Raw genomic sequence first — 2255 nt, forward strand, 5'->3', positions numbered from 1 at the left:
TAGGAATCGTATTTGATTTTTGAAATTATTTACGTAGGCGGGGAGTGGGGAGTAGGGAGTAGGGAATAAGGAATTAGGTTTTTCGAGTTGTACCGAGCTTTTTCAGAAATCAAATATTAGTCCTATAGTACTCCTATTTGATTTTTGAAAAGACTCGGTATAACTCGAAAAGCCTGATTCCCCACTCCCCACTCCCCACTCCCTACTCCCTATTCCCTCCCCACGCAAAGAAGTTCAGAAATAAAATCGGATTGCTATAGCAGCGTTTTATAATTATAAGTAGTTGCTCTTACTGGAGCAATTACTACATGGGTATAGCTATTCTTACTAGATAATTGTAAAAATTGATGTAATGATAAAATAAATAAATTAACTTTTTTCAGAAAATATAAATTAGCTTATATTCGATCGAATCTGCCTCTAACTCCCGCCTTATAATGATTATCATTACTACACAAGTGAATATTTAATTTCCTGAAAGTCTTATATGATTAGGGACTTCCAGAAAATAAATTATCCAATTTACTTAGATAATATTTTTCTTTCTCCCCAGCAAGAACTGCTCCCTGCCCCCCTGCCTACACCGCGATAGGATATTTTTTTAGTTGGAAGTCCCTTAGGGTCGTAGAGATTGGGGACACAACGACAAGCGGTAGTTGAGCGCAGTCGAAACTCAGTGCATCGCTCTTGACTGGGAAGAAGGAATAAAGGTGTACTGAGTTTTTTTCAAAAATCAAATATGAGTCCTATATATTTACTTGATCTCTTGCAGATTACTAATTGTAAAGAATATTTCATCATCAGTTCTTTGCTTATCATAATCAATGTTAATTTGAGTAGGGTAGCCAAGTATTGGGTTATATTGTACAGTCAAGTTGTCTGCTTTTTGAATGAACGCATTTCTAATGATATTGAAGAGTTTAGGAATTGTATTATATTTCTCAAATAATGCTGTATCTACTGGTTCTTTAGCATATTTATAAGTAATGGAAGTCGTGACTCCCTTACGTACTTCAATAATCACTGGTTCTGTGGCTTTGGGGAAACAAAAGCAACTCCTAGTAAATTCATAGCGATAATTAGAGATTTTTTTCTGTCTCCATAATCGGGAATTAATCTTAAATTGTTCTAAAGCGAAACTATTAAACGCTGGTTTTTGGGCTACCTGTATAGGAGGTTGAGATATTACAGGTGTACTCAAACCCAAAGACGCGACTAAAATGGCACTAATTGCAATTGGTAAGCGCATATAAATCCATCCTTAACTTCAATTGCTTAGTAGTTTAACGTGCTTCAAGGTCATTGCCAAAAAACTGAAATTATTTTTGACAATCATCCATAGCCTAATACCGCAAGGCGGAAGGGGAGCATTCACGCATTCATGCATTCAAAAGTTTGGTATATCAAGGCTTTTGCAAGTTTTAAAATGGTAGCTTGATTTTTGCCGATCTGTACTAGTTTTTACTCATCTAGACGGAGTGCGATCGCATTCAGCAATTCCTTAAATTCTGATTCGCTGTGAGTATCAGGGGTTAGCGTGTTCATATCTTGAATTGTCGAGTCAAAAGGGCGTAGGCGGACTTCCTTTGTATAGCCACGATTTCTAATCACCGCGTATATTTGCTTCAGATAATAGGTCTGATCGCGGCAAAATATCTAACTTTTTGTATTTGATTTTAATATTGTTGTGTGATTCTATGTAACTTGATATATATAGCTTTCTATATTGACCAGCTTCTATCCAAAATTCCTGTGTATAAATATGCCAGAAACTAAATCAAGTCCTCATACACATACAAACACATCAATCAAAGCTGATACCTTGGCTGCATCTGTTCTCTCGTCTTCTAATCCTCAAGAAATCTGATGCTTCGTTGTTAACCCGCTTGGGAATAAATTCCTCTTGCTTATAGCTAAAGTCCTCTCAAGAGGACTAAATATAAGATTTTAAGCGATGTTGATGGCTAAACTCTTTGTGTTAGGGAAAATTTCAGTCCACTTAAGTGGACTTTAGCTATCAGCCCAGAACTTAAGTTCTGGGCGGGATGTCGGACAATGCTACATCTTAACTGTTACAAAAATGTGGGTAATGGTAAGCCTTTTTAAGGAAGGTTAGGGAGGATCAAGCCTTAACCCAAGCGTATTGACTTATATTCTTAATTATAAGAATTACTGACTCACAACTTGCTCTTGCGATTCCTGTTGGACTGCTGACCCTTGAGTTCCTAGTTGAATCAGTTCAATTTTATACCCAT

Annotated in this window: 2 protein-coding genes; both read right to left on the reverse strand. The window is 36.7% G+C overall.

What is annotated here, in order from left to right; translation table 11 throughout:
• Positions 1-754: 754 nt before the first annotated feature.
• Positions 755-1249: a DUF6174 domain-containing protein gene (locus tag LC574_RS36580; protein WP_229458514.1), complete on the reverse strand. Its 495-nt coding sequence runs from the start codon at positions 1247-1249 to the stop codon at positions 755-757.
• A gap of 212 nt (positions 1250-1461) precedes the next feature.
• A complete protein-coding gene (locus tag LC574_RS36585; protein ID WP_229458516.1) occupies positions 1462-1611 on the reverse strand; it encodes a hypothetical protein in 150 nt (49 codons plus the stop codon).
• Positions 1612-2255 lie beyond the last annotated feature (644 nt).

It is taken from the genome of Nostoc sp. CHAB 5715 (genome assembly GCF_020829685.1).
Taxonomy (GTDB): domain Bacteria; phylum Cyanobacteriota; class Cyanobacteriia; order Cyanobacteriales; family Nostocaceae; genus Nostoc.